This window comes from Micromonospora cynarisoli, from assembly GCF_030518815.1.
GTDB lineage: Bacteria > Actinomycetota > Actinomycetes > Mycobacteriales > Micromonosporaceae > Micromonospora > Micromonospora wenchangensis.
In genome coordinates this window covers 5,642,734-5,668,144 of record NZ_CP130426.1, presented here as the reverse complement: position 1 = coordinate 5,668,144, position 25,411 = coordinate 5,642,734, and the positions used below count along the sequence as shown (strand labels likewise).

The 25,411-nt window shown below is 73.6% G+C and carries 26 protein-coding genes and 1 pseudogene; 12 read left to right on the top strand and 15 right to left on the bottom strand.

The genetic code is table 11. The features are described from left to right. Positions 1-113: 113 nt before the first annotated feature. Both Q2K16_RS24915 and Q2K16_RS24910 read right to left on the bottom strand, forming a co-directional pair. Positions 114-647, bottom strand: a complete 534-nt coding sequence (locus tag Q2K16_RS24915) for a hypothetical protein (protein WP_489671935.1) — start codon at positions 645-647, stop codon at positions 114-116. Between the two features lie 60 nt (positions 648-707). After that, complete coding sequence (locus Q2K16_RS24910) at positions 708-1,577, bottom strand: PhzF family phenazine biosynthesis protein (protein ID WP_302740615.1); 870 nt, start codon at positions 1,575-1,577, stop codon at positions 708-710. Between the two features lie 33 nt (positions 1,578-1,610). On the opposite strand from Q2K16_RS24910, the gene Q2K16_RS24905 reads away from it, so the two are divergent. From Q2K16_RS24905 to Q2K16_RS24895, 3 genes are all read left to right on the top strand, one after another. Then, positions 1,611-2,918 (top strand): magnesium transporter MgtE N-terminal domain-containing protein, encoded by a 1,308-nt coding sequence (locus tag Q2K16_RS24905; protein WP_302740614.1) that lies wholly within the window; start codon positions 1,611-1,613, stop codon positions 2,916-2,918. After that, positions 2,911-3,528: a DUF1003 domain-containing protein gene (locus tag Q2K16_RS24900; protein WP_302740613.1), complete on the top strand. Its 618-nt coding sequence runs from the start codon at positions 2,911-2,913 to the stop codon at positions 3,526-3,528. Before Q2K16_RS24905 ends, Q2K16_RS24900 begins: the two co-directional genes overlap by 8 nt. A gap of 134 nt (positions 3,529-3,662) precedes the next feature. Next, positions 3,663-4,811: a P-loop NTPase gene (locus Q2K16_RS24895; protein ID WP_302740612.1), complete on the top strand. Its 1,149-nt coding sequence runs from the start codon at positions 3,663-3,665 to the stop codon at positions 4,809-4,811. Between the two features lie 116 nt (positions 4,812-4,927). On the opposite strand, the gene Q2K16_RS24890 is transcribed toward Q2K16_RS24895, so the two are convergent. Continuing rightward, positions 4,928-5,353 carry a twin-arginine translocase TatA/TatE family subunit gene (locus Q2K16_RS24890; protein WP_302740611.1) on the bottom strand — a complete coding sequence of 142 codons (426 nt, stop codon included), beginning with the start codon at positions 5,351-5,353 and terminating at the stop codon, positions 4,928-4,930. Positions 5,354-5,426: 73 nt separating this feature from the next. After that, entirely contained in the window at positions 5,427-6,755 is a 1,329-nt protein-coding gene (locus Q2K16_RS24885) for a S1C family serine protease (protein ID WP_302746596.1), read from the bottom strand. A gap of 332 nt (positions 6,756-7,087) precedes the next feature. On the opposite strand from Q2K16_RS24885, the gene Q2K16_RS24880 reads away from it, so the two are divergent. Then, on the top strand, positions 7,088-7,696 hold the full coding sequence (locus Q2K16_RS24880; RefSeq protein WP_302740610.1) for an O-methyltransferase: 609 nt from the start codon (positions 7,088-7,090) through the stop codon (positions 7,694-7,696). Between the two features lie 72 nt (positions 7,697-7,768). On the opposite strand, the gene Q2K16_RS24875 is transcribed toward Q2K16_RS24880, so the two are convergent. Further along, the gene (locus Q2K16_RS24875; RefSeq protein WP_302740609.1) at positions 7,769-9,238 is read right to left on the bottom strand and encodes a leucyl aminopeptidase family protein; all 1,470 of its coding nucleotides are present in this window, start codon (positions 9,236-9,238) and stop codon (positions 7,769-7,771) included. Positions 9,239-9,381: 143 nt separating this feature from the next. Continuing rightward, a complete protein-coding gene (locus Q2K16_RS24870; protein ID WP_007455245.1) occupies positions 9,382-9,549 on the bottom strand; it encodes a DUF3117 domain-containing protein in 168 nt (55 codons plus the stop codon). Positions 9,550-9,740: 191 nt separating this feature from the next. Between Q2K16_RS24870 and Q2K16_RS24865 the strand changes: the two genes are divergently transcribed. Further along, complete coding sequence (locus Q2K16_RS24865) at positions 9,741-10,559, top strand: PaaX family transcriptional regulator (protein WP_088647021.1); 819 nt, start codon at positions 9,741-9,743, stop codon at positions 10,557-10,559. A gap of 4 nt (positions 10,560-10,563) precedes the next feature. Beyond that, complete coding sequence (locus tag Q2K16_RS24860) at positions 10,564-11,355, top strand: enoyl-CoA hydratase/isomerase family protein (RefSeq protein WP_302740598.1); 792 nt, start codon at positions 10,564-10,566, stop codon at positions 11,353-11,355. A 44-nt stretch (positions 11,356-11,399) separates the two neighbouring features. Here the strand turns inward: Q2K16_RS24860 and Q2K16_RS24855 are convergent, their stop codons facing one another. The 5 genes from Q2K16_RS24855 to Q2K16_RS24835 all read right to left on the bottom strand — a co-directional run bounded on the left by Q2K16_RS24855 (position 11,400) and on the right by Q2K16_RS24835 (position 14,597). Beyond that, on the bottom strand, positions 11,400-12,152 hold the full coding sequence (locus tag Q2K16_RS24855) for an SDR family NAD(P)-dependent oxidoreductase (RefSeq protein ID WP_302740597.1): 753 nt from the start codon (positions 12,150-12,152) through the stop codon (positions 11,400-11,402). Between the two features lie 64 nt (positions 12,153-12,216). Continuing rightward, on the bottom strand, positions 12,217-12,801 hold the full coding sequence (locus Q2K16_RS24850; RefSeq protein WP_302740595.1) for a hypothetical protein: 585 nt from the start codon (positions 12,799-12,801) through the stop codon (positions 12,217-12,219). After that, positions 12,798-13,394, bottom strand: a complete 597-nt coding sequence (locus Q2K16_RS24845) for a DNA-3-methyladenine glycosylase I (protein WP_302740593.1) — start codon at positions 13,392-13,394, stop codon at positions 12,798-12,800. The genes Q2K16_RS24850 and Q2K16_RS24845 overlap by 4 nt, the downstream gene beginning before the upstream one ends. 79 nt (positions 13,395-13,473) lie before the next feature. Next, positions 13,474-13,992 (bottom strand): SRPBCC family protein, encoded by a 519-nt coding sequence (locus tag Q2K16_RS24840; protein WP_302740591.1) that lies wholly within the window; start codon positions 13,990-13,992, stop codon positions 13,474-13,476. Continuing rightward, a complete protein-coding gene (locus Q2K16_RS24835) occupies positions 13,989-14,597 on the bottom strand; it encodes a DivIVA domain-containing protein (RefSeq protein WP_302740589.1) in 609 nt (202 codons plus the stop codon). The genes Q2K16_RS24840 and Q2K16_RS24835 overlap by 4 nt, the downstream gene beginning before the upstream one ends. Positions 14,598-14,786: 189 nt before the next feature. On the opposite strand from Q2K16_RS24835, the gene folP reads away from it, so the two are divergent. Next, entirely contained in the window at positions 14,787-15,656 is an 870-nt protein-coding gene (gene folP, locus Q2K16_RS24830; protein WP_302740587.1) for a dihydropteroate synthase, read from the top strand. 65 nt (positions 15,657-15,721) lie between these two features. Here folP and ndhC read toward each other — a convergent pair whose 3' ends face one another. Continuing rightward, the gene (ndhC, locus tag Q2K16_RS24825; RefSeq protein ID WP_302740586.1) at positions 15,722-16,099 is read right to left on the bottom strand and encodes an NADH-quinone oxidoreductase subunit A; all 378 of its coding nucleotides are present in this window, start codon (positions 16,097-16,099) and stop codon (positions 15,722-15,724) included. Positions 16,100-16,241: 142 nt separating this feature from the next. On the opposite strand from ndhC, the gene Q2K16_RS24820 reads away from it, so the two are divergent. The 3 genes and pseudogenes from Q2K16_RS24820 to Q2K16_RS24810 all read left to right on the top strand — a co-directional run bounded on the left by Q2K16_RS24820 (position 16,242) and on the right by Q2K16_RS24810 (position 20,818). Beyond that, positions 16,242-17,636 (top strand): hypothetical protein, encoded by a 1,395-nt coding sequence (locus tag Q2K16_RS24820; RefSeq protein WP_302740585.1) that lies wholly within the window; start codon positions 16,242-16,244, stop codon positions 17,634-17,636. A 308-nt stretch (positions 17,637-17,944) separates the two neighbouring features. Beyond that, entirely contained in the window at positions 17,945-19,792 is a 1,848-nt protein-coding gene (locus tag Q2K16_RS24815; protein WP_302740584.1) for a 2-oxoacid:acceptor oxidoreductase subunit alpha, read from the top strand. Continuing rightward, positions 19,785-20,818 (top strand): annotated as a pseudogene (locus tag Q2K16_RS24810) (2-oxoacid:ferredoxin oxidoreductase subunit beta). Before Q2K16_RS24815 ends, Q2K16_RS24810 begins: the two are co-directional and overlap by 8 nt. A gap of 110 nt (positions 20,819-20,928) precedes the next feature. Here Q2K16_RS24810 and Q2K16_RS24805 read toward each other — a convergent pair. Continuing rightward, entirely contained in the window at positions 20,929-21,945 is a 1,017-nt protein-coding gene (locus tag Q2K16_RS24805) for a potassium channel family protein (RefSeq protein WP_302740582.1), read from the bottom strand. A gap of 185 nt (positions 21,946-22,130) precedes the next feature. On the opposite strand from Q2K16_RS24805, the gene Q2K16_RS24800 reads away from it, so the two are divergent. Continuing rightward, positions 22,131-22,754, top strand: a complete 624-nt coding sequence (locus tag Q2K16_RS24800) for a helix-turn-helix domain-containing protein (protein ID WP_302746595.1) — start codon at positions 22,131-22,133, stop codon at positions 22,752-22,754. A 137-nt stretch (positions 22,755-22,891) separates the two neighbouring features. After that, complete coding sequence (locus tag Q2K16_RS24795; protein ID WP_204928582.1) at positions 22,892-23,488, top strand: ATP-dependent Clp protease proteolytic subunit; 597 nt, start codon at positions 22,892-22,894, stop codon at positions 23,486-23,488. A gap of 462 nt (positions 23,489-23,950) precedes the next feature. On the opposite strand, the gene Q2K16_RS24790 is transcribed toward Q2K16_RS24795, so the two are convergent. Together Q2K16_RS24790 and Q2K16_RS24785 are read right to left on the bottom strand one after the other, a co-directional pair. Further along, the gene (locus Q2K16_RS24790) at positions 23,951-24,421 is read right to left on the bottom strand and encodes an EVE domain-containing protein (protein ID WP_302740578.1); all 471 of its coding nucleotides are present in this window, start codon (positions 24,419-24,421) and stop codon (positions 23,951-23,953) included. 19 nt (positions 24,422-24,440) lie between these two features. Beyond that, the gene (locus tag Q2K16_RS24785) at positions 24,441-25,067 is read right to left on the bottom strand and encodes a helix-turn-helix transcriptional regulator (protein ID WP_208565759.1); all 627 of its coding nucleotides are present in this window, start codon (positions 25,065-25,067) and stop codon (positions 24,441-24,443) included. Positions 25,068-25,411: the final 344 nt, after the last annotated feature.

The following is a 25,411-nucleotide window of genomic DNA, read 5'->3' as shown; positions in this document are numbered from 1 at the left end:
TCATCCTCACACGGGCGGCGGCGGCCGGGTGGACGCCGGGCGGCGGGTCGGCGCTGCCCGGGCGGCGACGGCGGGGCGCCGGTCAGCGGTGTCCGGCGGCGACGGCCGGTGGGTCAGCGGCGGCGGACCCGGTGCAGGCGGAACGGCTTGCGGGTGGCCCGGACCACGGCCGCGCCCCGGGGCTCGGCGGCCAGCGAGGTGTCCGGCAGGGCGTCCCCGGCGTCCGGCGGGCCGTCCGGGGCGAGCCGGGTCAGCGCGCAGCCGTCGGCCGCCCAGCGGGCCACCAGGTCGGCGGTCGGGCCGGAGGCGTTGAGCCGCTTCGCCGCGACCAGCGGCGCGGAGGTCTCCCACTCCGGGCTGCCCGGGGCCAGCCGGGTCACCCGCGCCGGCCAGGTCACGATGCGTCCGCCGTGGTCGCCGCGCAGGGTCACCCGGGCGGTGGCGGCGTCGGCAAGCCCCGGCGCGGTCTGCTCCCCCGGCCCGCTGACCACGAACAACGACCCCTCCAGGGGTACGCACCACAGCGCGACCGCCGGCCCGTCACCGACCCCCACCCAGGCCACGGCGGCCTTCTTGATCGCCTCGTCGACCAGTGGCGTCGACCGGGAGGCGTCCACCTCGTCCGTCACACCGGCATCCTCTCGCAGTTCCCACCCGGTCGGCACCCGACCGCCACCGCCGGCCCGGACGGTGACGGCGGTGACCCGTCACCCGACGAACGGCGGGACCAGGATCTCGCCCCGGGCGACCGGCATCACCTGACCGGTCACCGTCGTGCCGACCGCCGTCCCGTCCTCGGCGGTCACCGTGCAGGCCAGGGCGGACGGGCGGCCGATCTCCGCGCCCTGCCGGACGGCGTACCCGCTGCGGCCGGCACCGGGGAGCAGGCCGCTGGCGACCAGCCACACCCCCAGTCCGAGGGCGGCCGAGCCGGTGGCCGGGTCCTCGGGCACGCCGAGCCCCGGCACGAAGACCCGGGCGTGGGCGGTACGCGTGTCGGCGTCCCAGGAGAAGACGCTGACGTGCTCCACGCCGTACCGCTGGGCGGCCACCGTGTTGACCCGGGCGCGGGCCACCGCGTCGGGGTGCACCGGCAGGTAGGGGAACTCCAGCCCGCAGCCGGCCACCCGGGGGGCCGGGCCGGCGTGGTCGGCTGCGGTGAGCCCGGCCATCTCCAGCAACGGTTCCGGGTCGAGTTCCGGCCCGAGGGTGGGGGTGCCGCCGGTCAGGGTGGCACCGGTCGCGGTCACCTCGATCGGCAGCACCCCGGCGTGGCACTCCTGGCTGACCGACCCTTCGGGGAACAGGCCACGGCGGCTGGCGGTGACCGCCGCGCCGACGCTGGGGTGACCGGCGAAGGGCAACTCCCCGGTCGGGGTGAAGATCCGGGCCCGGTAGGTGGCGCCCACCTGGGTCGGCGGCAGCACGAACACCGTCTCCGACAGGTTGAACTCCATCGCCAGCATCTGCATCTGCTCGGTGGCCAGCGCTTCGGCGCCGAACACCACGGCCAGGGGGTTGCCGGCGAACGGGCGGTCGGTGAAGACGTCCACGATCTCGTAGGCCAGGGTCGACATGGTGATAAACATTAGGCGCTTAGGCTGGTGGCCGTGAGCACGCCGAACCGGGTCTACATCGCTCGACTCGCCGGAGTCGCCGTCTTCGACCCGAACGGCGACCAGGTGGGGCGGGTCCGCGACGCGGTCGCCCGGATCCGGCCGACCCAGCGTCCGCCCGAGGTGGTGGGTCTGGTGGCCGAGATGCCGATGCGCCGCCGGATCTTCCTGTCCATCAACCGGATCACCTCCATCGACGCCGACGCGGTGGTCCTCGGCAGCGGCACCCTCAACCTGCGCCGCTTCTCCAAACGCCCCAACGAGTTGCTCGTCCTCCAGGAGCTGCTGGACCGGCGGGTGCAGCTCGACCCGGGCGGCCAGCCCGGCGCGGTGGTGGACGTGGCGATGGAGCGCAGCCGGGGCGGCGAGTGGTCGTTGTCCCGGGTCGCCGTCCGCGAGCAGACCAGCAGGTTGACCCGCCGTGGCCACCTGCACCAGGTGGACTGGGACCGGGTACGCGGGCTGAGCGGCATCGCCGACAACCGGGGTACGGCCAACCTGCTGGCCGTGCTGGAGGACATGCGCCCCGCCGACCTGGCCAACGCGCTGCAGGATCTGCCCGACGCCCGGCGCAACGAGGTCGCGGCGGCCCTCGACGACGAACGGCTCGCCGACGTGCTCGGCGAGCTGCCCGAACGCGACCAGGTGGAGATCCTCGCCGCGCTGGACCGGGAACGGGCCGCCGACGTGCTGGAGGAGATGGACCCGGACGACGCCGCCGACCTGCTCAACGAGCTGCCCCCGCCGGAACAGGACGTGCTGCTCGACCTGATGGAGCCGGACGAGGCCGACCCGGTCCGTCAGCTGCTCAAGTACACCTCCGGTACGGCGGGCAGCGTGATGACCTCCGAGCCGGTGATCCTGCCGCCGGACGCCACGGTCGCCGAGGCGCTGGCCCGGATCAGGGAGGAGCAGCTCTCCCCGGCGATCGCCGCGCAGGTCTTCGTGACCCGTGCCCCGATGACCACGCCGACCGGCCGTTACCTGGGCATCGTGCACTTCCAGCGGCTGCTGCGCGAACCCCCGGCCGACCTGCTCGGCGGGGTGGTGATCAACGACATCGACCCGCTGCGGCCGACCACCCCGCTGCCGGAGATAACCCGTCGGATGGCCACCTACGACCTGGTCGCGATGCCTGTGGTCGACCGGAACAACCGGCTGGTGGGCGCGGTCACCGTCGACGACGTGCTCGACCACTCGCTGCCCCGGGACTGGCGGGACCGCGACGCCGTGTCCACCCCGGGCGCGGACGAGTCGACGGAACTGCCCACCGCGCCGGTAGGCGGTGACACCGATGGCTGACCAGCGGCGGACGGAGCGGCTGGACCAGCCGCGCGAGCCCCGGGGCGTCAAGCTGCCCCGGTTCGACCCGGAGGCGTTCGGCCGCTGGTCGGAGGGGATCGCCCGGGGCATGGGCACGGCGAACTTCATCGTCTACATGACGGTGGTGATCGCGCTGTGGTTCGGCTGGAACACCCTGGCCCCGGCGGACCTGCGCTTCGACCCGTACACGTTCACGTTCCTGACCCTGGTGCTGTCGTTGCAGGCGTCGTACGCGGCCCCGCTGATCCTGCTCGCGCAGAACCGGCAGACCGACCGGGACCGGGTGGCGCTGGAGGAGGACCGGCGCCGGGCGACCATGCAGAAGGCGGACACCGAGTACCTGGCCCGGGAGGTGGCCGCGCTGCGGATCGCCCTGGGTGAGGTGGCGACCCGGGACTTCCTCCGCTCGGAGCTGGCCCGGCTGGCCGAGGAGCTGGACGCGGCGGCGCAGCGGCGGCAGAAGCGGGAGTTGCGGCAGCCGGAACGGCCGCGCGTCGAGGGCCGGCCCGGGAGCGAACCGCCGCTCGACGAGCCGCGCGACGATCTGGACGGCGACTACGCCCGCGACGGTCACCGCCCGGAGGGCTGAACGGGCCGGGTTCTCGTACCCTATTGCCCGACTTTGTCCGGTAGGGCGGGGCGGCCCCGGCCGGTCGATCGATTCCCTCACACCCGGCCCCGCTGTTGGCGGACGCCCCGGCCGCCCGACGTAGCATTGCCCGCATGTCAGCTCCCGTCAGCACCCTCTCCGACGCGATCCAGGCCGCGCTGGCCACCGTCAACGATCCGGAGATCCGTCGGCCCATCACCGACCTCGGCATGGTCCGCTCCGCCGAGATCGGCGAGGACGGCGTGGTCCGGGTCGGGCTGCTGCTCACCGTGGCCGGCTGTCCGCTGAAGGACAAGCTGCGCGGGGACATCACCGCCGCCGTCGGCGCGGTGCCCGGGGTGAGCGGCGTGGAGATCGAGTTCGGGGTGATGAGCCCGGAGCAGCGGCAGGAGTTGCAGGGCAAGCTGCGCGGCGGGGCCGCCACCGACGAGCCGGTGATCCCGTTCGCCCAGCCGGGCTCCCGTACCCGGGTCTACGCGGTGGCCAGCGGCAAGGGCGGCGTCGGCAAGTCCAGCGTCACGGTCAACCTGGCCGCCGCGCTGGCCGCCCGGGGCCTGTCCGTCGGCGTGGTCGACGCCGACATCTACGGCCACTCGGTGCCCCGGATGCTCGGCGCGGAGGGCAAGCCGACCCGGGTGGAAGACATGATCATGCCGCCGCAGGCGAACGGCGTGAAGGTCATCTCGATCGGCATGTTCACCCCGGGCAACGCGGCCGTGGTGTGGCGCGGCCCGATGCTGCACCGGGCGTTGCAGCAGTTCCTCGGCGACGTCTACTGGGGTGAGCTGGACGTCCTTCTGCTCGACCTGCCCCCGGGCACCGGCGACATCGCCATCTCGGTCGCCCAACTGCTGCCCAACGCCGAGATCCTGGTGGTGACCACCCCGCAGGCGGCGGCGGCCGAGGTCGCCGAGCGGGCCGGCGCGATCTCGTTGCAGACCCACCAGCGGATCGTCGGCGTCATCGAGAACATGTCCTGGCTGGAGCTGCCGGACGGGTCCCGGATGGAGGTCTTCGGCTCCGGTGGCGGCGCGGCGGTGGCCGAGTCGTTGAGCCGGACGATCGGCGCGCAGGTGCCGCTGCTGGGCCAGATCCCGATGGACGGCCGGGTCCGTGAGGGCGGCGACGCCGGCACCCCGATCGTGCTGGCCGCACCGGACGCGCCCGCCGCGAAGGCGCTGCACCAGGTGGCCGACCGGCTGGCGGTACGCCGCGAGTCGCTGCTCGGCAAGTCGCTGGGCCTCAAGCCCGCCGGCCGCTGACCTCCGGGCCCGCGCCACGGGCCTGGTCCACTCACGTGAGCTGATGATGCGGTGTCCCCTGCCGGGGATACCGCCATTGGCGTGCCCAGCGGGGATCAGACCGGCCGGGCCGCCACTCAGGTGGCGTCGTCGTAGCTGGGGCGGGGGGCCGGGGCCGGCGTGGCGGCGGTGCTCGTCGCGGTGCTCTTGCGGGCGGCGGCGCGCGGGTCGATCCGGTCGGCGACGCCCTTGAGCTCCTCGTGCACCCCGGTGACGTCCGCCCGCAGGTCGTCGTAGACGCCCTGGAGGGGCTTGCGGATCGCCTGCTCGTCCTCCTCGCTGAGCAGGTGCTTGCGGATGAACGCCTTCGGGTGGAGGTCCTCCAGCTGGATGTCGGTGCCCAGCTCACGACTCAGGTCGCCGGTCGCGTTGCGGGCCATCGCGCGCAGGTTGCGCACCATCCGCAGGCCGTCGCTGATGACGTTGGGCAGCCGGTCCCCGAAGATCAGCAGTGCCAGGAGCAGCAGGACGCCGATCTCCCACCAGTTCAGGTTGTCGAGCACCGCGGGGCCTCCTCGTCACGTCGACCCAAGCCTACGCACGTCAGGGCCCGGTCCGGGAGGGGGTGAACGGCCCTCACTTGGCGTCCGCGGCGAGCGTCACCGAGGCGTTCTGCCGGGTCGAGCCGCGCCGGTACTCCACCGTCACCACCGACCCGGGGGCGAACTTGCGGACCAGGGCGATCAGGTCGGTCGGATCGTTGATCGGCCGACCGTTGAGCCGGAGCACGACGTCCCCCGTCCGTAGCCCCGCCCCGGCGGCCGGACCGGCCGGTTCCACGGCCGCCAGGCGGACCCCGACGCCGGCCCGGGTGGCCGTGCCGGTCCCGGCGACCTGGGCCCCGATCACGGTACGCCGGGCCTTGCCCGTGCCGATGATGTCCTGGGTGATCCGTTTCGCCTGGTTGATCGGGATGGCGAAGGCGAGCCCGATGTTCCCCGCCTCCTGCCCCTCCGCCACCAGCGACTTGATCGTCGAGTTCACCCCGATCACCCGGCCGGCGGAGTCGACGAGCGGGCCACCCGAGTTGCCGTGGTTGACCGCCGCGTCGGTCTGGATCGCCGCGTAGTAGCGGACCGGGCCGCCCGGCTCCCCCGCCTGCATGGTGCGGTCCAACGCGCTGATGATGCCGGCGGTGACCGTGTTCGCCAGGGACAGCGGCGAACCGATGGCCAGCACCGGGTCCCCCACCGCGAGCGTGTCCGAGTCGCCGAACTCGATCGGCCGCAGCCCCGTGCGGTTCACCTTGATCACCGCGATGTCCGACTCCGGGTCCTGGCCGACCACCGTCGCCGGGGAGCTGCTGCCGTCGTTGAAGGTCACCGACGCCCGGCCGGTGCCGTCGGCGACCACGTGGTCGTTGGTGACCACGTAGCCGTCGGTGCTGACGATGAACCCGGACCCCTCGCTGGTGCCGGCCGGGCCGGCCACCCGGATCGTCACCACGCTGGGCAGGACCCGGCCGGCGACCCCGGCCAGCGAGTCCGGGCGACGCTGGGCCAGCGCGGGACCCTCGGCCGGGCCGGCCCCCAGGGTGACCCCGCCGCCGACCCCGCCGCGCACCGCGAAGGCGTACCCGAGGGCGCCACCCAGGGTGCCGGCGAGCAACGCCACGATCAGCGGGACGAGCAGCAGTTGGCGCAGCCGTGGCCGGCCTGGCGCATCCGGGTCGGTGACCGGCTCCGGCGCGGCACCGGTGGCCGGCACGCTCGGCAGCACGACCGCCGCCGGGGCGTACGGGTCCCGCCACGGGTCGGCGAGCGCGTCGGACCACCAGGGTGAAGCCGACCCGCCGTACGGCGTCGTCGGGGCCGTCTGCGGCGGACCGGGCGGCGGCCCCGCCGAACCCGGAGTCCCGCCGGGCGCTCGCCAGTCCCAGCCGTCGGTCACGTCGGTGCCTCCCAGTCGTCCCCCGGCGCCCCGGACCACGACCGGGGGTGGCGGTCACGGCGCAGGGGGCACCCCATCCAGGATTGCACGGATGCGCCGGGCGGAGTCAGCTCTTCTCCGCCCGCACCCGCCCACCGCCCGGCCCCGCGCCACCCGGACCGGTGCCGTGCCCCGCCCATCGCCGCCGGCCGCCGCGTCGCCCGGACCGTCACGGGTGGACTCGCGGCTGCGCCGAAGGAGCCTCGCCTCTAGGCTCATAGCGCCCACCCGCTCCCCGCACCATCACCACCGCCCGGAGGTGTCCCATCGCCACGGTCGCCAGTTCCGGCAGCCCGACCGCGCAGTCGTTGCAGTTCGCCGAGTCGTACGTCGGAGAGGACATCGTGCTGGCCACCGCCCGGAGCCTCGCCCGGGAGGTCGGCCTCGACGCGGTCACCCCCGGCGCCGGGTCGGCGCTGCGTCTGCTCGCCGCCGCCGGCAACGCCCGCGCGGTGGTGGAGATCGGCACCGGCACCGGGGTCAGCGGCGTGTGGCTGCTGCGCGGGATGCGCGCCGACGGGGTGCTCACCACCATCGACGTCGAGGTCGAGCACCAGCGGATCGCCAGGCGGATCTTCGTCGAGGCGGGTTTCCCGTCCGGCCGTACCCGGATCATCACCGGCCGCGCGCTGGACGTGCTGCCCCGGCTCGCGGACGGCGCGTACGACCTGATCTTCGTCGACGGTGAGACGACAGGCTCCGCCGCGTACGTCGACGCGGCCCTGCGGCTGCTGCGCCCGGGTGGGGTGCTCGCCCTCAACGGCGGGTTCGCCGGTGGCCGGATCGGTGACCCGGCCGCCCGGGACGCCGAGACGGTGACCATGCGGGAGACGGTCAAGGCGATCCGGGAGGCCGAGCAGTGGATTCCGGCCCTGCTCCCGGTCGGCCACGGCCTGCTGGCCGCGGTCAAGTGCTGATCACCGGGCGCTGACGGCGACCGGGTGCCGGCCGCGCCGAGGCGCGGGACGGGCACCCGGCCCGGCGGCGGCTCAGTCCAGCGTCGCCAGCCAGCGCAGCAGGCCCCGCACGCCCCAGCCGGTCGCGCCCCGGGTCAGCTCCGCCTCGTCGCCGTCGGCCCAGGACGGCGCGGACATGTCGACGTGCAGCCAGCGGTCCCGCAGCTCGCCGGTGAACTCGCGCAGGTAGAGCGCGGCCATCACCGAGCCGGCCCCCCGGTCCGGGGAGCTGTGCCGGTCGGCCAGGTCGCTGCCGAGGTGTTCGAGGTAGTCGGCGGGCAGCGGCATCCGCCAGGCCGCCTCGCCCGCGTCGTCCACCGCGGCCAGCACGGCGGCGGCCAACTCGTCGTTGTCGCTGTACAGCGCGCCGGTCCGCTTGCCCAGCGCCACCGCGTTCGCGCCGGTCAGGGTGGCCAGGTCGATCAGCAGGTCGGGGCGGAGTTCCCGGGCCGCGTAGCCGAGCGCGTCGGCGAGCACCAGCCGCCCCTCGGCGTCGGAGTTGGTGGTCTCGCTTGTCGTCCCGTCGTAGTGCCGGATGATGTCGCCGGGGCGGAACGCCGACCCGCTGACCATGTTCTCGGCCAGCGGGGTCAGGGCGGTGACCCGGACGGGCAGCCGCAGCGCCGCCGCGCCGAGGGTGGCCGCGACCACCGCCGCCGCACCGGCCATGTCCTTGCGCATCAGCTTCATCGCCGGCACCGGCTTGATCGAGATGCCGCCGGTGTCGAAGGTGATCCCCTTGCCGACCAGGACGACGTGCTGCCGGGCGTCGGCGGGCCGCCAGTCCAGCTCGACCAGGCGGGGGCCGCTGGCCGAGCCGGCGCCGACGGCGAGGATGCCCCCGAAGCCCTCGTCCGCCAGCTCCTGCGGCCCGCGTACCCGCAGGTGCAGGTCGGGGTGGTCGGCGGCGGCGTCGGCGACCTGGGTGGCGAACCACTGCGGGGTCTTCACCGCCGAGGGGGTGTTGGTCAGGTCCCGGGCGAGGCGGGTCATCGCGGCGGTGGTGCGGGCCGTCCCGACGGCCTCGGTGTACGCCTGCGGCGTGGTGGTCAGCAGGGTCACCCCGGCCAGCGCGGGCGTCGTCCCCGCCCCGGTCAGCCGGAACCGGTACGAGGCGAGCAGCAGCCCCTCGACGACGGCCCGGACGACCCCGGCGGACGCGTCGACCGGCATCGCCAACGTGACATGTGTCTCAGCTACGGCGGCACGGGCCAGGGCGGCACCGGCCGTCCGCCAGGCCCGTTCCCCGCCGTCGCCCACGCCGAGCAGCAGCAGCCGGGCCGGGGAACCGCCGGGGCGCAGCTGGGTCAGCGTCTCGCCCGCCCGCCCGGTCAGCCGGGTGACCGGCAGTAGCGCCCGTGCCTGCGCCCGCACCTCGTCGGTGGGCGGCGACGCGGTGGCGACCAGCGCCGGTGCGGCGTCGTCCGGGTCGGTGGCGGCGCGGACGGGCAGGACGAGGACGTCCGACCCGTCGGGGGCGGCGGCGAGACTGATGGCGAGCACGCTGGACCGTACCTCCGGGAAAAGTTGGCGGTGCGGGACCTCGGCGACCCGCTGGGGACAGACGAGGTCCCTGAGTCACCGGCGGTGCCGGTGACTCAGGGACCAGGGACCTTCCGCGCGGCACCGCGCGGAGTGTCGGCCGATCAGCCGGCAGCCGCCTTCAGCGCGTCACCGAGTGCGTTGGCCTCGTCGGGAGTCATCTCGACGACGAGCCGGCCACCGCCCTCCAGCGGGACCCGCATGACGATGCCCCGACCCTCCTTGGTGACTTCCAGCGGACCGTCGCCCGTCCGCGGCTTCATCGCCGCCATGTTGTCTCCCCTCAGACCTAAACATCAGGGTCGGTGTACTGCCCCACAGCCACTTCGTGATGACCACCCGCAAGGTACGCGGGGGCGTCGACCACGATTTTCCCTGATGAACACCGCCGGACCCAAACCGGAGCAGCATTGATGTAACAGCATCTAGCTTATCTTGAGAAGGCCTGTCACAATGTGCGGTCATGCAGGCACGGTCGGCACTCTTCGACCTGTACGGCGACCATCTCCGCACGCGAGGTGGGCGCGCACCGGTCGCCGCCCTGGTGAAGTTGCTGGCCCCGCTCGGCGTCGCCCCGCCGGCCGTCCGGACCGCCGTGTCCCGGATGGTGCGCCAGGGCTGGCTGGAACCGCTGCGGCTCGCCTCCGGCCCCGGGTACTCGATCACACCGAAGGCGGTCCGCCGGCTCGACGAGGCCGCCGCCCGGATCTACCGCACCGGCCGGATCACCTGGGACGGGCGTTTCGACCTGCTCGTCCTGTCCACCCCGACCGCCAGGCGCGACCGGCAGCGGCTCGCCGCCAACCTCAGCTTCCTCGGCTACGGCACCCTCGACGAGCACACCTGGGTGGCGACCCGGGCCAGCGAGGACGTCGACCTGCTGCTGGAGGAGGCCGGGGTGCGCTACGAGCGGTTCACCGCCGCGCACGCCGCCGGCACCCCCGGGGCGATGGGCGTCGTCCGCCGCGCCTGGGACCTCGGCGAGATCGGGCACGCGTACGAACGGTTCGTCGCCGAGCAGCGCGCCCAACTCGCCGGGGTGACCGTACGCAGTGGCGACGAGGAGGCGTACGCGGCCCGGTTCCGGCTGGTGCACGCGTGGCGTACCTTCCTGTTCCAGGACCCTCAACTCCCTCCGGCACTGCTCCCCGAACGCTGGCCCGGCACCGCCGCCGCCAGCTTCTTCGACAGGCACGCCGCCCGGCTCCGGCCGGCCGCCGACCGGTACGTCGAGCAGTGCCTCGACGCCGGCAACCGGGTCCCCCGACAGAAGGGCCGTTAGAGACGTGACCGAGCCGCTGCTCGTCGACCGCACCGATGGTGTGGTCACCCTGACCATGAACCGCCCCACCGCGATGAACGCGCTCGACGTGGCGCTCAAGGAGGCGCTGCGGGACGCGCTGGCCGCGCTGGAGACCGACAGGTCCTGCCGGGCGGTGGTGCTGGCCGGGTCGGGTGGCTCGTTCAGCGCCGGCCAGGACCTGCGGGAGCACGTGCAGGTCCTGGAGTCGCCGGGCCGGGACCCGCTGGACACCGTGCGGGCGCACTACAACCCGATCGCCGCCCGGCTGGCCAACCTGCCCAAGCCGGTGGTCGCCGCCGTCCGGGGCATGGCCGCCGGGGCGGGCGCCTCGCTGGCGTACCTGGCCGACTTTCGGATCGGCGGGCCGAAGACGAAGTTCCTGATGGCGTTCGCCGGGGTGGGCCTCGCCGCCGACACCGGGGCGTCCTGGACGCTGCCCCGGCTGGTCGGCCACGCGAGGGCCGTCGAGCTGCTGATGCTCGCCGAGCCGGTCGCCGCCGACGAGGCGTACCGGCTCGGCCTGCTCACCCGGCTGGTCGACGACGACGAGCAGGTGCTGCCCACCGCGCACGAGCTGGCCGCCCGGCTCGCCGCCGGCCCGACCGTCGCGTACGGGGCGATCAAGCGGCAGCTCTCCATCGCCGACGCGGGCACCCTCGCCGACGCCCTCGCCGCCGAGGCGCAGGCGCAGTCGATCTGCGGGGGCACCGCCGACCACCGGGCCGCCACCATCGCCTTCGTCAACAAGCAGAAGCCGGTCTTCCAGGGCAACTGAGCCGGGTGGGCCGGCCGTGCGGGCGCGCGACGACATGCCGGCCGTCAGCGGGCCACGTACCCGCCGTCGATGGGCACCGTATGGCCGGTGATCCAGGCCGCGTCGTCGGAGCAGAGGAAGAGCACCACGCCGGCCACGTCGTCCGGGCTGGGGATGCCGGGTTTCGGGTTGAACGACTCCATCCGGGCCCGCATCTCCGCCGGGTCGGGCGCGCTGTCGATGAAATGCCGCACCAGCGGGGTCATCACCACCGTGGGGGCGACCGCGTTGACCCGGATGTTGCGGGCCGCGTACTCCACCGCCGCCGACCGGGTCAGCCCGACGATGCCGGCCTTGGTGAACGTGTACGGGGAGATGTTCTCCTGCGCCGCCAGGCCGGTGGTGGACGAGGTGTTGACGATCGCGCCCCCGCCGCCGCGCAGCATCGCCTCGATGCCGTACTTGAGCACGTGGAACACGCCGTCGCCGTTGATCCGGCGGACCTTCCGCCAGTTCTCGACGTCCATCTCGTGCAGGGGTTGCTGCCGGCCGTCGATACCGGCGTTGTTGAAGATCAGGTCGATCCGGCCGTAGCGCCGCACCGCGTCGGCGACGCCCTGCTCCACCGCGTCGGCGTCACCGGTGTCGACGGTGACCGCAAGGGCGTCGGGCAGGTCGGCGGCGAGGTGCTCGGCACCCTCGGTGTCGATGTCGGCGACCACGACCCGGGCCCCCTCGGCGGCGAACCGCCGGGCGGTGGCCTCGCCGAGCCCGGAGGCGCCACCGGTGACGAATGCGACCTTGTCCTGGAACCGCATCGGCCCTCCTCGACCGGCCGACCGCGCGCCGGCACCGGTGCGCCCATACCCGGTCGGCGGGCGGCTAGTCGTCCTCCTCCGGGTCCTGGTTGGCCTCGACGCCCAGCACGAACGCCTGCATGGCCAGCTCGTCGCCGCTGGGCGAGACGAAGGCGGGCAGCTCGGCCGGGCCCAACTCCTGCACGTACGACCAGAAGAGCCGGACCGCCTCGGCCCGCGACTCGGCCTCGATCGGCAGGTCGAGGCTGACCAGCCAGGTCCGGCGCGACGGCGGCGGACCGAGCCGGTCGACAAGCTCGCGGTAGGTGCCCGGGTCGAGCGGGGTGACCGGGCCGGCGACGGCGACCTGCCCGGCCGGCACCGGCGCGTCGAACGACCGCCTGGTGTAGGTCACCAGCAGCGCCCGCCCGTCGGTGCGGGCCACCCGGCCCAGCGCCACCAGCCGGGGCGGCCCGTCGGCCAGCACCGCCACCCGGTCGCCGGGGCGGGGGGCGGGCCCACCGGGCGGGACGGCCAGTTCCAGGGTGTCGTGGTGGACGAGGCGTTCGGCGTCGTGCCGCCCGGCCGGGAGCAGCACCGCCCAGGCGTCGCCGCCCGGCCCGCCGTCGACGTCCGTCGGGCCGGTGCTGCGGTGGTCGGTCACGGTCATGACCCCATCCCATCACGGGCCACCGTGGCACCGGCGTGGCAGCCCGCGAGATGGTCGTCGACCATGCCGGTGGCCTGCATCAGCGCGTACGCCGTGGTGGGGCCGACGAAGCGGAAGCCCTGCTTCTTGAGCGCCTTGGCCAGCGCGACGGACTCCGGGGTCGACGCCGGCACCTCGGCGAACGACCCGGGCCGGGCCGGCCGGGGCGGCGGCGCGTACGACCAGAGCAGGGTGGAGAGCCCGTCGGGCAGGGTCAGCGCGGCGCGGGCGTTGGCGATCGCCGCCTCGATCTTGGCGCGGTTGCGGACGATGCCCGCGTCGGCGAGCAGCCGGGCCACGTCCGGGTCGCCGAACGCGGCGACCCGCTCGATCCGGAAGTCGGCGAAGGCGAGCCGGAACGCCTGCCGTTTGCGCAGGATGGTCAGCCAGGACAGCCCGGACTGGAACGCCTCCAGGGTGAGCCGTTCGTAGAGGGCGTCGTCGCCGCGCAGCGGGCGGCCCCACTCGGTGTCGTGGTAGATCGCGTAGTCCGGGGTGCTCGCCCCCCAGGCGCAGCGGGGCAGGCCGTCGGGGCCGGTCACCAGGTCAGTCACCCGTCACACGCTAGGCCAGGGGCCTGACATGCGGCGTCGGGGCCGGGGTGCCGCGCCCCGGCCGGCCGCGCTCGGGGTGTCAGGGCGTGGACGGGCGGGGCAGCCGGCCGGACTCGACCAGGCGGGCGAAGCGTTTCAGGGCGAGCGTCAGGCTGGCCTTGGAACCCGGCCAGAGCAGCGGCCAGGCGACCCGGCCGGCCGTGCCGCCGGGCAGGTGGAACCACTCGTGCCAGACCACCTGGGTGCGGTCGTCGGCCAGCGGGGTGCAGCGCAGCACCCCCGGGCCGCGCAGGAGCTTGCCGCAGTGCACCACGCCCACCTCGTACGGGGCGTCGACCCGGACCACCCGCATCTCGTCGCGCAGCGCCGCCGGGCCGAGCGCGGTGACCGCCTCGACGAGGCTGCCCTCACCGCCGTCGCCCTCGACCACCCGGACCCGGGTCAGCGGAATCCAGTCGGACTGGCCCTCCCAGTCGGTGAGCGCGGCGAAGACCCGCTCGGCGGGGGCGTCGACGATCACCGTGGCGGTGAACTCGCCGGCACCGGGCTGGGCCGCCTCGTCGGCCAACCCGCCGCCGGCCGGATCGGGTCCGGTCACACCGGCTCCGGGCGGACCACCGCGCCGCCGGGACGGTCGGCGTCGGTCTCCCCGGCCGGCTCCCCCGCCCGGTCGTCCCCGGCGCGGCCGTCGGTCGGGGTGGCGTCGCCGGTGGCGGCAGCCGGCGGGCCGGCGTCGGCGGACGGGCGGACACCTTCGGCCGCCGGCTCCGTCGGCGCGGCCCCGCTGGCCGGCCCGTCCGGGTCGGCGGGGGCGTCGGCGGGCGTCGGGGAGGCGTCGGTCGCGGTGCGCGCGGCTTCCTCCCGGGTACGGCGCAGCGCGTCGGCGTCGGCGGTACGGCCCTCCCGCAGCGCGGCGATCTCGGCCTCCAACACCCCGATCAGCTCGGTCTTGTACCCGATGTCGTAGCCGGCCCGGCGCATCGCCTGGTCGACCTGGTCCATCCGGTAGCCGCGCAGGGCGGTGTCGAAGCGCAGCGCGCCGACGTCCGACTCCCGCAGCGGGCGGCCACCCGGCAGCGGGACGGCTCTGCCGTCGGGCTCGGCGGGCGCGAGGCCGTCCCGACCCGAGATCAGCACCGTCACGCCGAACACGACCGCCGCCACGGTCAACGCGACGACCAGAATGAGCAGAGTCTGACCCATGGAGAGATCGTGGCACGGGGACACCCTCCGGAGCGACCCCAACCACCATCATCGTCACCGATCTTCTGGCCGGAACGGCCCGGCGACGGGCCGGGTCGCCGGGGTCGTACCGCCCCGGGGGCGGGTCGGGCGACCGGATAGCGTCGGCGTCGGCCGGGTCGTCCGGCCGGTGACCTGCGGGAGGCGGAATTGGCCGGGGCGCTGCGACTCGGGGGGCGGACCTTCGCCCCGGGGCAGCCGGTGGTGATGGCGATCGTCAACCGGACGCCGGACTCGTTCTTCGACCGGGGTGCGACCTTCGCCCAGGACAGCGCCCTGCGCGCGGTGGAGCGGGCGGTCACCGAGGGCGCGGAGATCATCGACATCGGCGGGGTGAAGGCCGGGCCGGGCGACGAGGTCGACGTGGCCGAGGAGATCCGCCGGACGGTGGACACCATCGCCGCCGTCCGGGCCGCGTTCCCCGAGGTGGTCATCTCGATCGACACCTGGCGGGCCGAGGTGGCCGTCGAGGCGGTGGCAGCCGGCGCGGACCTGCTCAACGACACCTGGTCCGGGGCCGATCCGGCGCTCGCCCGGGTGGCCGCCGAGACCGGCGTCGGGCTGGTCTGCTCCCACGCCGGCGGGCTGACGCCCCGGACCCGGCCGCACCGGGCCGCCTTCACCGACGTGGTCGCCGACGTGGTCGCGACGGTGACCGGGCTCGCCGAACGGGCGGTGTCCCTGGGGGTACGCCCCGACGGCATCCTGGTCGACCCGGCGCACGACTTCGGCAAGAACACCAGGCACTCGTTGGAGATCACCCGCCGGTTGGCCGAACTGGCCGGCACCGGCTGGCCGCTGCTGGTGGCGTTGTCGAACAAGGACTTCATCGGAGAGACGCTGGACCTGCCGGTGCCGGAGCGGTTGGAGGGCACCCTGGCCGCGACGGCGGTGTCGGCCTGGCTCGGCGCGCGGGTGTTCCGCGCCCACCAGGTGCTGCCCACCCGGCGGGTGCTGGACATGGTGGCCTCGATCCGGGGCGACCGGCCGCCGACGCTCACCCGCCGCGGCCTGGCCTGACTGTCGCCGGGTGGCCCGGCCCGGCCGGCGGTGACCGGTCAGGCCCGGCCCGGCCGGTGCGGTGGTCAGGTCCAGTTCAGGATGCGTTTGCGCCAGGCGTAGAGGATGCCGAGGGCGACCACGGCCACGAAGACGCCCATCTCGGCGACCGTCACCGCGCCGAACCCGGGCCGGTCGAAGACCATCGCCCAGGGGAACAGGAAGACCGCCTCGACGGCGAAGAGCACGTAGAGGTACGCGTACACGTAGTAGCGGATCTGCATCTGCGCCCAGTCGCCGCCGACGGGGTCGAGGCCGCACTCGTACCCGGTCCGCTTGCCTACCGGGTCGGCCGGCCGGCCGGGACGTAACACCCGGTTGGCCGAGAACGCCGTGACGAAGAAGAGGGCGGCAGCGAGCAGCAGCAGCCCGAGCGTCGCGTACGAGCCCAGGTAACCGGTCACGGTGGCTGAGCCTACCGGGCGGCGGGCCGCACCGGACGAGGCGAGGGCGGCCCGGCCGGCACCGAACATTTTCCGCTGGTACTAGTGCCCCACCGCAACTGTTACCGAATAATGAACTCTCACCCAGAGTCACGGAGGTCAGATGCCCGGCGTGGACGCGCGCACCGTCCGGCGGTCCCTCGCCCGGCGTACCCCCGCTCTGGCCGTGGCGACCCTGGCGGCCGGGCTGGCGGTCGCGCTCGGGGTGACACCGGGCCTGGCGGCCTCACCCACGGTGACCCGTGCGGTGACCGACCCGACCGACGCCGGGACCCCCGGCGGCGACCCGACCGACTCGACCACGCCCCCGGTCGAGCCGACGGCCACCGGGGCGGACCCGACCGGCGCGCCGCCGACGCTGCCGCCGGACCCGGAGCCGACCACCGCCGCGCCGGAGCCGACCGGCACCCCACCGCCGACCACCGCACCCGCGCCGACGGCCACCACCGTGCCGACCGCCCGGCCGCCGCTGCCCGGCCGACCCACCCGCCCCGGCCAGCCGGGCGGCGACCGGATCGGGGTCCGGGTGGGCACCGGGGACGTGACCCTCGACGACGGTTACTGGGCAGCCGACGGCACGGTCACCGCGCTGCGGGTCACCGTCACCAACACCGGGTCCGTGCCGGCGCGGCTCCGGCTGGCCTACACGCTGCCGGCCGGGCTCACCGACGCCGGGACGCCGGGCTGCGGGGCCACCGGCGACGGAGGATGGCACTGCGGCGAATGGGCCACCGCGCCGGGCGACCAGTTCAGCAGCATGATCCGGGTACGGGTCAGCGGCACCGCCTGGCAGCGGATGCCCCTCAGCGGCGCGGTACGGGTCACCGCGACCGGCCCGGACGGCGGCACCGCGCAGGACGACCAGGGGTTCGCGGTGCTCTTCCCGCCCGGCCCGCCGGTGCCCGGGATACTGCTCGACGCCGACGAGGTGGCCTTCGACATCAGCGGCGGGCCCACCGTGCTGACCGCCCACCTGGGCAACACCGGCCGGGTGCCGGCGGCCGGACGGGTCGAGGTGACCCTGCCGGAGGGGGTGAGCGTGCTGGACCCGCCGGCCGGCTGTGCGCCGCTGGCCCCGACGCGCACCCGCTGCGACCTCGGCGTGCTGCCGGCGGGGCGGACGCAGACGCTCCGGTTCACGGTCGCCGCCACCCCGGACGCCCAGCGCGAGGCCCCGCTGGCCGGGGCGCTGACCGGCTGGTTGGACCCGGAGAGCGGGCCGGCCCGGCAGGTCCAGATGAGCTTCCGGATCACCGCCGCCGCGGCGCTGTCCACCCCGCCGGCGGGCGTCCCCGCGCCGACCGGTTCGCAGGGGTTGATCGCGGCGCAGGGCGGGACGGTCGCGCTGAGCGGGATGTCCTCCGCGCAGCGGACCGCGCTCGCGCTGATCACGGTCTCCGTCCTGCTGGTGGTGCTGGCCCTCGTGCTGGCGACCGGCGCGCTGCGTCGGCGCTCGGCCGAGGTGGCGGGGGACCCACCGCCCGGCCGGCCGACCTGACCTGCCGGCGGTCGGGGCGGGTGGAGGGGGCCGTCCGGACGGTCGCGGTGATATCGATTACGGCGTGCATGACAAAACACCGCATAGCCGTACAGATTTCGCCGATCCGGTTCCCAGGTGTCGGACCTCCACCAAGGATGCCCTAAGCCCGGGACGTAGGCTCGGAGGTGAGAGATGACAGCGGTCCGGCCCGCCACGGGCGGACCGGGCGCAGCGGCGCATCAGGGAGGTCGCGTGGCCGGGCAAGGCGAGGTCACCATCATGTGCAGCCGCACGCGCGGCGGGGCCGAGCGAAGCGAGGTGCAGGCGTGACCAAGCAGATCCGTCAGTTGGACCGGGTGGTGATCCGGTTTGCTGGTGACTCGGGTGATGGGATGCAGTTGACGGGGGACAGGTTCACCTCGGAGACGGCGCAGTTGGGTAATGATATTTCGACGTTGCCGAATTTCCCGGCGGAGATTCGGGCGCCTGCGGGGACGTTGCCGGGGGTGTCGAGTTTCCAGGTGCATTTCGCGGATTACGATATTTTGACGCCGGGGGACGCGCCGAACGTGTTGGTGGCGATGAATCCGGCGGCGTTGAAGGCGAATCTGGGTGATCTGCGTCGGGGTGCGGACATCATCGTGAACACCGACGAGTTCACGCGTCGGAACCTGGTGAAGGTCGGGTATGCGGTGAGCCCGTTGGAGGACGGGTCGTTGGACGGGTTCGTGGTGCATCCGGTGGCGTTGACGTCGATGACGGTGGGCGCGTTGGCGGAGTTGGCGGTGTCGAAGAAGGACGCCGAGCGGGCGAAGAACATGTTCGCTCTGGGGTTGTTGTCGTGGATGTACTCCCGCCCGTACGAGTCGACGCTACGGTTTTTGGAGCGGAAGTTCGTCAAGCGTCCGGATCTGGTGGCGGCGAACATCGCGGCGTTCAAGGCGGGCTGGAACTACGGCGAGACCACCGACAGTTTCTCGGTGCGGTACGAGGTGAAACCGGCGAGGATGGTGCCGGGCACCTACCGCAACATCACCGGTAACGCCGCTTTGTCGTTGGGGTTGGTCGCGGCGGGGGTGCGGTCGGGCCTGCCGGTGTTCCTCGGCGCGTACCCGATCACCCCGGCGTCGGACATCCTGCACGAGTTGTCGAAACACAAGCGGCTCGGTGTGGTCACGATGCAGGCCGAAGACGAGATCGCCGCGGTCGGCGCCGCGCTGGGCGCCTCCTACGGCGGCGCCCTGGGGGTGACCACGACCAGCGGCCCGGGTGTGGCGTTGAAGTCCGAGACGATCTCCCTGGCCGTCGCCCTGGAGTTGCCGTTGGTGATCGTGGACGTGCAACGCGCCGGCCCGTCCACGGGCCTGCCCACGAAAACCGAACAGGCCGACCTGAACATGGCCCTACACGGCCGCCACGGCGAGGCGCCGGTCGCGGTGATCGCCGCGAAGTCACCGTCGGACTGTTTCCACGCCGCCCTCGAAGCCGCCCGGATCGCCCTGACCTACCGCACCCCGGTGATCCTGCTGTCGGACAACTACGTCGCCAACGGCTCCGAACCCTGGCTGCTGCCCGCCGTCGACGACCTGCCCGACCTACGCGTCGAGTTCGCCACCACACCCAACGGCGACGACGGCGTCACGTTCCTGCCCTACCTCCGCGACCCCGACACCCTGGCCCGCCCCTGGGCCGTCCCCGGCACCCCCGGCCTGGAACACCGCATCGGCGGCCTGGAGAAAGCCGACAAGACCGGCGACATCTCCTACGACCCGGCCAACCACGACTACATGGTCCGCACCCGCGCCGCCCGCATCCAGGCCATCACCGTGCCCGACATCGACGTCGACGACCCCGACGGCACCGCCCGGACCCTCGTGCTCGGCTGGGGCTCCACCTACGGCCCGATCGGCGCCGCCTGCCGCACCCTGCGCCACCGCGGCCACCCCATCGCCCAAGCCCACCTACGCCACCTCAACCCCCTACCCGCCAACCTCGGCGACGTCCTCGCCGCCTACGACCGCGTCGTCATCCCCGAGATGAACCTCGGCCAACTCGCCCAGGTCATCCGCGCCCGCTACCTGACCGACGCGATCACCTACAACCAGGTCCGCGGCCTACCCTTCACCGCCGCCGAACTGGAGACGATGCTGGAAGAGGTCTGCAAAAATGCCTGAACCCGTCGCCGTGAAACTCACCACCAAAGACTTCAAATCCGACCAGGAAGTCCGCTGGTGCCCCGGCTGCGGCGACTACGCCATCCTCGCCGCCGTCCAACAATTCATGCCCGAACTGAACATCGGCCGCGAGAACACCGTCTTCATCTCCGGCATCGGCTGCTCATCCCGCTTCCCCTACTACATGAACACCTACGGGATGCACTCCATCCACGGCCGCGCCCCCGCCATCGCCACCGGACTGTCCATCACCCGCCCCGACCTGTCCGTCTGGGTCGTCACCGGCGACGGCGACGCCCTGTCCATCGGCGGCAACCACCTCATCCACGCCCTACGCCGCAACGTCAACCTCAAAATCCTGCTCTTCAACAACCGCATCTACGGCCTCACCAAAGGCCAATACTCCCCACCAGCGAAACCGGCAAAATCACCAAATCCACCCCCGCCGGCTCCGCCGACGCCCCCTTCAACCCGTTGTCGTTGGCACTAGGCGCCGAAGCCACCTTCGTCGCCCGCACCATCGACTCCGACCGCAAACACCTCCAAACCATCCTCCGCGCCGCCGCCGAACACCACGGCACCGCCTTCGTCGAGATCTACCAAAACTGCAACATCTTCAACGACGGCGCCTTCGACCAACTCAAACAACCCGACACCCGCGACGACTACCTCATCCCCCTCGAACACGGCCAACCCATCACCTTCGGCCGCAACAAACAACACTGCCTCGTCCACCCACCCCACAGCTTCAACCTCGAAATCCGCGACACCACCACCACCCCCCCGGAAGACATCCTCATCCACGACACCACCACCACCGACCCCACCTACGCCTTCGCCCTCACCCGCCTCCCCCAACACGACCACCGCCACACCCCCATCGGCATCCTCCGCCAAACCCAACGCCCCACCTACGACACCACCATCAACCACCAAATCACCACCGCCAAAAACACCACCACCGACACCCCCGAACAACAACTCACCACCCTCCTCCACACCGGCGACACCTGGACGATCGGCTAGTCGACCGGCCGGTGCGACGTGGCCGTGTCCCGGGGTCGGGGCACGGCCACGTCGGCGTCGGCGGGACCGCCGGATGGCGGTACGGAGGCGCGGGAGGCGCTACGGGTCGGTCAGGAGGGGGTGGCGGTGGCGGTCGGGCGGTCGTCGCGGACGTGCACCAGCATGTCGCCGGTCTCGATCACCGCGCCGGCCCGGTCGGCCAGGGTGACCACCTTGCCCCGCCGTACCAGGGCGATGACCAGGGACTCCAGCTCGCGGGGGGACTTGCCGACCTCGTGCCGCTCGGCGGAACGCATCGCCAGCGCCATGCCCTGCCCGGGGGTGAGCAGGTCCTCCACCACGTCGATCAGGGGCGGTGCGGAGGTCGAGAGGCCGAGCAGCCGACCTGCGGTCGCCGACGACACGATCACGTGGTGCGCGCCGCTCTGCCGCAGCAGCGGGGCGTTCTCGGCCTCCCGTACGGCGGCGATGATGCGTACCTGACCGGCGGTGAGCTGCCTGGTGGTCAGCGCCACCAGCACCGAGGCGTCGTCGCTGTCGGTGGCGATGATGACCGCCTTGGCGTTGCGGACGTGCGCCTCCTCCAGCACCGACGAGCGGGTGGCGGAACCCTCGATCGCGACCAGTCCGGCCGAGGTGGCCTGCCGCAGCGCCGTCCCGCTGCGCTCCACCACCACGATCCGGGACTTGTCCAGCCCGTTCTCCAGCAGGGCGGAGACCGCGCTGCGGCCCTTGGTGCCGTAGCCGCAGATGATGACGTGGTCCTTCACGGTTCTCCTCCACCGCCCCAGCCGACGGCCGGTCCGGTACTGCTCGGTCAGGACTTCCAGGGTGGTGCCGACCAGGATGATCAGGAAGATCACCCGGGCCGGGGTGATGAACAGGACGTTCACCAACCGGGCGGACTGGTCGTACGGGGTGATGTCGCCGTACCCGGTGGTGGAGAGGGTGACCACCGCGTAGTAGAAGCAGTCGAGCAGGGTCAGCCCGTTCTCGTCCACGTCGCGGTAGCCGCCACGGTCCAGGTAGACCACCGCGACGGTGAGCAGGACCAGGCCCAGGGCGGCGGCCAGGCGGAGACTCAAGGCGCTGAGCGGACCCCGCCGCTGCGCCGGGAAATGGATCACGGTCGGTCCTGCTCCCCCTGGGTCGCCTGCACGAGCACAACATAGCGGTTGGCAGGCGGACCGACCGGCCGGGTCGCCGACCCTACCAGCGGTGAACGCCCCCTCACCGCTGCCGCGGGCGGTGCCGGGCCCGGGAAACCGGCATGATGGGAGGGTCCCGGGAGACCGGCCACGAGGAGGCCCGCATGTCGCTGCTGCGTCGGGTGATCGGTGGCGTGCTGCGCCGGGTACGCCTGCGCCAGGGCCGCACCCTGCGCGAGGTGGCCGCCGCGGCCGGAGTGTCCCTGCCCTATCTCTCCGAGGTCGAGCGCGGGCGCAAGGAAGCCTCCTCCGAGGTGCTGGCGGCGATCTGCCGGGCGCTCGGGATCAACCTGTCCGACCTGCTCGAAGAGGCCCGCGACGAGCTACGCCGGGTCGAGCGTCGGGTGCCCGTGCCACCGGGCGGTGGCCTGGCCCGGCTGGACCGGGTGCCGGCCGCCCGCCGCGACGGCACCGCCGCCCACCTGGCGGCCGGTCGGCCCACCATCGGCTTCGGCCGCCCCGTCACGGGGTTCGGCCGCCCGGTCGCCGGCCGGCCCGCGACCCTCGGCGGCGGCACCGGGTCGATCCCCGGCGGCATGTTGTCGACCCGTGGCGGCGGCATGCCGTCGACCGTCGGGGGACGCGCGATCGGGTTCGCGGTGACGACGGTCGCCACGCCCGCCCGGGGGGCCGCCGTGGCGTCGACCGCCCGCCCCGCTGCGCGTACCGCCGGGGTGCCGGCGCGGCGGTGGACCCGGACGGGCCGGCGGCGGCTGCCGGTCGGGTAGGCCGGCCCGGTTCTGCCGAGGGCGGATCTGCCGGGGGCAGAAAGGCTGGGGCGGTGACCACCCGACGGCGCAGGCTGGACCCGCCGGTTCCCGGGGCGGAGCGAGGTCGCCCGCCGGCGACGCGGAGGGTGGTCACCATGATCGGGTACGACGTGCGGATGCTGGACGGCGGGCAGCCGGCCTTCGGCGACCAGGTCTTCGAGCGGCTGCTGCGGGAACGCATCATCTTCCTCGGCACCGAGGTCACCGACGCCTCGGCCAACCAGATCTGCGCACAGATCCTGCTGCTCGCCGCCGAGGACAGCGAGCGGGACATCTACCTCTACATCAACTCGCCAGGTGGTTCGGTCAGCGCCGGCATGGCCGTCTACGACACCATGCGGTACGTCCGCAACGACGTGGCCACCCTGGCGTTGGGGCTGGCCGGCTCGATGGGGCAGTTCCTGCTCTGCGCGGGGGCGGCCGGCAAGCGGTTCGCCCTGCCGCACGCGCGGATCATGATGCACCAGCCGTCCGGGGGGATGGGGGGCACCGCCGCCGACATCACCATCCAGGCGGAGAACATGCTGCACGTGAAGCGGACCATGCAGGAGCTGATCGCCCGGCACAGCGGGCGCACCCTCGACGAGATCCAGGCCGACTGGGACCGGGACCGGTGGTTCACCGCCGAGCAGGCCCGGGAGTACGGCCTGATCGACGAGGTGCTCACCCGGGTCGACCAGCTTCCCGGCTGACCACGTCTGGCCCGGGGCACCGCCGGCCCGGGTCGCGCACGTGCCGGCGGCTGGCGGCGGGTGCCGCCGGCCGCCGTCCGCGCGTCGGGTCGGGGCCCCCGGCGGAGGTCCGCCGGGAACCCCGCGCGCTGCCGCTAGCCCGCCGGGGCGGGTGGCCGTGGAGCCGACGGCGTCCACAGCCGTCGGACCCGCCCCCTCGCTCGGGTCCGACACCCGCCGGCCGTACCGGGACGGACGCTCGTCGATGCGGGAGAGCGTAAGCGGTACCGGAGTTCCCGTGCGGGCGAATACGGCGGAGCGCATTTCCCACAAATATCGTTACATCGGCGCGGCTCATCGGCCACCGCTGCCGCGAAGCGGGGCCGCGGGACCCCGCTCGCCGCCACCGTGATGCGCACCTGCCCGGGGCCGGGTGCCAGGTCGGTCAGGTCGTCGAGGACGAGGTTGGTGGGGGACCGCCGGTCAGGGGCAGGGCCCGGCGGTGAGGTGGTCGGTGAGCGCGGTGAACTGCGCCCGGGTCAGGTACGACGGGTTGGCCGCCTGCGGCTGGCGGAACACCTCCAGCCCGGCCAGCCGGGGGTCGGCGCGCAGGCGGTCCCGGTGCAGCCGGCGGGGTCCGGGCAGCACGGTCAGGTCCAGCGGCACCGTCCAGGGTGACCCGGGCTCCCCGCCGGGCACCGGCTCACCGGTGAGCCGGCCGATCCCCCAGACGCCGTACGGCAACCGCCCCCGGCTGCCGCTGGCCCAGAACACCACGGGCTGACCGGCCCGCATCAGCCGGGCCCGGTAGCCGGGGCGGACGCACCAGCCCGTCACCCGGGGGTCGCGGGCGAACCGGCCGGCGAGGTCGACCAGGTCGGCGTTGCCCTTGATCAGCCAGGCGCCCAGGTCGTCGTGGGTCACCCGCCGCCCGTCGGCGCGTCCCTCCGTCACGTCGGGTCCTCCTCGACAGTCAGATCAGCCCCTCCCGGACCGCGTACGCTACCGCGTGCGTACGGTTGCGCAGCTGGAACCGGCTGGTGATGTCGTGCAGCACGTTCTTGACGGTCCGCTCCGAGTAGCTCAACCGGGTCGCCACCTCCCGGGTGTCCATCCCGTCCGCCACCAGCCGCAGGATCTCGCTCTCCCGCACCGAGAGCCCGTTGACGTCGATGCCGCGCGGGGCGAGCACCGTCTGCTGGAGCCGGGTCACCTGCTTGACCAGCAGCCCGAGCACCTCCGGGGGCATCGCCGCGCCACCGGAGGCGGTGCTGACCACGAGCTGGGCCAGCCGGTGGCCTGTCGCCTCGGTGCGCGAGGCGAGGGCGCGTACCCCCAGCTCCACGGCGGGGATCAGCGCCGAGTCCGACTCGACGGCGGCGACCAGCACGAACCGTCGGCAGCCCAGCCGGCGTACGGCCCGGAGCACGTCGAGCGTGTCCCGGTCGAGGGTGTCGGCGGCGACCACGCCGACGGTCTCGGCGGTGATCATCTGCGCGGGCACGACCTCGATCTCGGCCCGGCCCCGCAACGCCGCGGTGATCCCGGCCGTGGAGATCGGATCGGGGGTACGGATATAGGTCTGGGCACGTCCGTTCATGGCGGTTCCTTAGCTTCCGGGCTGAGTCGAGCGTCAGCCGCCAGGCTGCCGTTCAGCAGGGGGACAGATCGGTGGTCCGGAGGCCGGTGCCGGGCGGTTCCGTGACCGGGTGCAAGTCGCTTCGCCGAGGTGGACACCGGCCAGCGGTGGTGGCGGTGTCCGTCGTCCACGGTAGAGACGGCGGCCGGCCGCGCACTGGAGGCCGACTGGACGCCATCGCATCGACATCCTTGCCAACCAGCAACGTTTTGAGCTGCCCAAATACACGACCGTCCAAAAGTGAGCCACGGGAGCACCGGCAGAACCGGCAGAACCGTTGCCCCGACGGGCGACCGCTGCTGCCC

Coding starts and splice junctions, on each gene's coding strand:
- Q2K16_RS24910 (WP_302740615.1), bottom strand. CDS start 1,577: ATGTCGACCCTGGCCTACGAGATCGTGGACGTCTTCACCGACCGCCCG.
- Q2K16_RS24900 (WP_302740613.1), top strand. CDS start 2,911: ATGGCTGACCAGCGGCGGACGGAGCGGCTGGACCAGCCGCGCGAGCCC.
- Q2K16_RS24895 (WP_302740612.1), top strand. CDS start 3,663: ATGTCAGCTCCCGTCAGCACCCTCTCCGACGCGATCCAGGCCGCGCTG.
- Q2K16_RS24870 (WP_007455245.1), bottom strand. CDS start 9,549: ATGGCGGCGATGAAGCCGCGGACGGGCGACGGTCCGCTGGAAGTCACC.
- Q2K16_RS24865 (WP_088647021.1), top strand. CDS start 9,741: ATGCAGGCACGGTCGGCACTCTTCGACCTGTACGGCGACCATCTCCGC.
- Q2K16_RS24855 (WP_302740597.1), bottom strand. CDS start 12,152: ATGCGGTTCCAGGACAAGGTCGCATTCGTCACCGGTGGCGCCTCCGGG.
- Q2K16_RS24850 (WP_302740595.1), bottom strand. CDS start 12,801: ATGACCGTGACCGACCACCGCAGCACCGGCCCGACGGACGTCGACGGC.
- Q2K16_RS24835 (WP_302740589.1), bottom strand. CDS start 14,597: ATGGGTCAGACTCTGCTCATTCTGGTCGTCGCGTTGACCGTGGCGGCG.
- Q2K16_RS24820 (WP_302740585.1), top strand. CDS start 16,242: ATGCCCGGCGTGGACGCGCGCACCGTCCGGCGGTCCCTCGCCCGGCGT.
- Q2K16_RS24800 (WP_302746595.1), top strand. CDS start 22,131: ATGTCGCTGCTGCGTCGGGTGATCGGTGGCGTGCTGCGCCGGGTACGC.
- Q2K16_RS24795 (WP_204928582.1), top strand. CDS start 22,892: ATGATCGGGTACGACGTGCGGATGCTGGACGGCGGGCAGCCGGCCTTC.
- Q2K16_RS24785 (WP_208565759.1), bottom strand. CDS start 25,067: ATGAACGGACGTGCCCAGACCTATATCCGTACCCCCGATCCGATCTCC.